The following is a 3021-nucleotide window of genomic DNA, read 5'->3' as shown; positions in this document are numbered from 1 at the left end:
TCAAAAAATAGGGTGAAAAAACCTTTATTTGTCATGCAAAAAAATAGAAGATAGGATAGAGAATCACTTTGATGATCTCAATCCTATCTCCTATTCAAATAGTTAGATTACTAACTTAATGACATTGAGCTTATGCTGAACCACTTTTTTAATCTGGCACATATTCCAATATATCACCTGGCTGGCACCCCAGTTCTTTACAAATGGCTTCTAGCGTTGAAAAACGTATAGCTTTGGCCTTACCTGTTTTCAGTATTGAAAGATTTGCGGGAGTAATACCTACACGTTCTGCTAAATCTCCTGAACGCATTTTTTTCTTTGCTAATTCGACATCTAGATTAATGACAATCACGGTATAATCTCCTTTCTCTAAATTGTAAACTCATTTTCTTCTGCAATTTCGTTTGCTTTTTCAAGGACTTTTCCAATTGTCCAAACAACGAGAGCAGTAACCATGAATGTTATATTTAAGAATGAATAACCATTGAGTGTCAAAATACCATCTCCTAGAAATGAGGCAATAAAGAGAGAAAGAGAAATACGATTAGCAAGTTTGACATTATGACTTGTAAAAATCTGTTCATGAATAATATTTTGGAAGAACTGTCTAACACAGAATAGTACAAACAGAATGATAAAGCTATTGATAAAGGACAAAGCACTCACTAGTATTGAAGTATTCACCATATCAGGTTTTAAGGAAATAGTCCCAAGGTTAAATAGGCTAATCTCAGTTACATTGAAAACTGTTAAAAGGATGGATATAACTAAAGATACTCCCAAGATAAAAAGTAGGATATTAATAAAACCTAAAGCAAATGGTAAGTAGGAATTTTTCTTAGACATTAATTTCAAAACCTCGTTTCTAATCTCTACTATATTATACAATATTAGTAAGTTTTACGTGCATGTCTTATGCTACTTTATTTGAAAATTGATTCTTGATAGAAGCAAGAACTAAGCTAGCAATAAACAAAAATGCTGCAATCGAGAAGTTAAAAATAATATGAGCTGGATTAAGAATAAGTTCTGTAACACCTTGGATTGCTCCTACTACTGCCATTAAAACTGCACCCTTTTTCAAGAATGAAATGGTTGTATCTTCAAAAAGATCGCTTTCTTTAAAGTTCTTAGCAAACTGTTTTAATTTGATAAGGCCATAAGTCAGAAGTGTATTACCAGCAACAAAGGTTAGAACAAAGGCATTAACCCCTCCCCACGCTTCGTAGCCTGACATTGTTACCTCTCCACCTTCAGGCATTAGTTGGCTGATATCAAATTGACCAAGGAGAAGAACTAAAGATGAGATGCTAAGGAAACTGAGAGTAAAGATTCCGAAACTAGAGCCTAATGTAACAAGTGATTTAGTAACGTTTACGATTTTAGTTGATGTAGTTTTTTTCATGATGATTTCCTCTATTATAAAATATTTTTAGTTTTAGCAACAAATGAGCTCTTTTTGTTACTACTCGAAAACTTATTATCGTTTTTCGATATATCTAGTATAGCATAATTTTTTTGAAATGCAACACTTTTTTATCGTTTTTTGATAATTTTTTTCTTTTATTTAAAAATATCTTTATTTAAGAGCAATTAGACTTCAAATATTAAAGTCAACACTTCTAAAAAAATCAAATATGAATCTAAAACATTTTTAGTAAACTCTTTTTAAGAATATCATGTTCACTCAACATAATCCAACAAATAACCGTACCCTTTTTCTTCCATTTGATCCTTTGGAATAAAACGGATGGAGAGGCTATTGATACAATAGCGCAACCCTCCCTTGTCTTTTGGTCCGTCTGTAAAGACGTGTCCTAAGTGAGAATTCCCAGTTCGGCTTCTGACTTCTGTTCTGACCATATTATAAGACTTGTCTTCCTTGTAGGTCGCAACATCTGGACTGATAGGTTGGGTAAAACTTGGCCAACCACAACCCGATTCAAATTTATCTTTCGAAGAAAAGAGAGGTTCTCCAGTTGCTACATCTACATAAATACCTGCTTCAAATTTATCCCAGTAACGATTTGAAAAGGCCCGTTCTGTTTGACTATTTTGAGTCACTGCATACTCCTCAGGAGACAGGAGTTTTTTCAATTCATCGTCGCTCGGTTTTGGATATTGACTAGCATCAATAACAGGATAGGCTGCTTGATTGACATTGATATGGCAATAGCCGTTAGGGTTTTTCTGGAGATAATCTTGGTGGTAGTCCTCAGCCACAATAAAGTTTCTTAAGGCTTCCTTTTCAACCGCTAGAGGTTGGTCGTACTTCTTAGAAACTTGGTCAAAAACTTGATTGATGACTTCTAAATCTTTCTCATCTGTATAGTAGACTCCTGTTCTGTACTGAGTCCCCACATCATTTCCCTGCTTATTCTTACTGGTTGGATTGATAATGCGGAAATAATGGAGCAAGATTTCTTTTAGAGAGATTTGATTGGCATCATAGGTCACATGAACAGTCTCAGCATGCCCAGTTTGGCCGATCAATTCATACTGGGTTGTTTCTCCTCTACCATTTGCATAGCCAGAAACAGCATCTGTCACACCTGCTACTCGTGAAAAATACTCTTCTACTCCCCAGAAACAACCTCCCGCTAGATAGATATCATGTAAGTCAGCATCTTTACTTGAATCAGTTTTTTTCTTGGTCTTTTGTCCTTGACTAACTGCTGCCTTCTCGATTTGAGTGGTATCTGTGTAGCTTGCGCTCCTTTTTTCCAAAAGAAATAAAATTCCAATAATAATGCAAATGATGATTCCAATGAATACAATTATTTTTAATTTATCATTCATGATGAGCCTCTAATCTATGCTTTTTAGCGTCTCTAAAATAGTTTCCTTGTCCATAAAACCTGGCTGGGTCTTGACTAGTTTGCCTTCTTTATCGATATAGTCATTTAGTTTTAAAAAAGCACTCTAAACATTCAAAGATATTTGGGACTTCCCTTAATAAATCTGTCACTTTCTTTTTCAAGACAGCCCAAGCTTGCTCAATGGGATTCAAATCTGGTGAAT

The 3021-nt window shown here is 34.7% G+C and carries 4 protein-coding genes; all 4 read right to left on the bottom strand.

Annotated elements, in window-relative coordinates; translation table 11 throughout:
- Window positions 1-148: 148 nt before the first annotated feature.
- Window positions 149-352: a helix-turn-helix domain-containing protein gene (locus QM911_RS09745; protein ID WP_004252288.1), complete on the bottom strand. Its 204-nt coding sequence runs from the start codon at window positions 350-352 to the stop codon at window positions 149-151.
- A 17-nt stretch (window positions 353-369) separates the two neighbouring features.
- The gene (locus QM911_RS09740; RefSeq protein WP_247912665.1) at window positions 370-846 is read right to left on the bottom strand and encodes a DUF2975 domain-containing protein; all 477 of its coding nucleotides are present in this window, start codon (window positions 844-846) and stop codon (window positions 370-372) included.
- Between the two features lie 67 nt (window positions 847-913).
- The gene (locus QM911_RS09735) at window positions 914-1405 is read right to left on the bottom strand and encodes a hypothetical protein (RefSeq protein ID WP_414313868.1); all 492 of its coding nucleotides are present in this window, start codon (window positions 1403-1405) and stop codon (window positions 914-916) included.
- Window positions 1406-1683: 278 nt separating this feature from the next.
- Window positions 1684-2799, bottom strand: a complete 1116-nt coding sequence (gene msrB / locus QM911_RS09730) for a peptide-methionine (R)-S-oxide reductase MsrB (RefSeq protein WP_414313867.1) — start codon at window positions 2797-2799, stop codon at window positions 1684-1686.
- Between the last annotated feature and the right edge of the window lie 222 nt (window positions 2800-3021).

The organism is Streptococcus infantis (assembly GCF_047460825.1).
Taxonomy (GTDB): Bacteria; Bacillota; Bacilli; order Lactobacillales; family Streptococcaceae; genus Streptococcus; species Streptococcus infantis_V.
This window is presented reverse-complemented; position numbering and strand designations above follow the sequence as displayed.

Bases quoted from the DNA above. Each gene is read 5' to 3' on its own strand.
- QM911_RS09740 (WP_247912665.1), bottom strand. From the start codon at position 846: ATGTCTAAGAAAAATTCCTACTTACCATTTGCTTTAGGTTTTATTAAT.
- QM911_RS09735 (WP_414313868.1), bottom strand. From the start codon at position 1,405: ATGAAAAAAACTACATCAACTAAAATCGTAAACGTTACTAAATCACTT.
- msrB (WP_414313867.1), bottom strand. From the start codon at position 2,799: ATGAATGATAAATTAAAAATAATTGTATTCATTGGAATCATCATTTGC.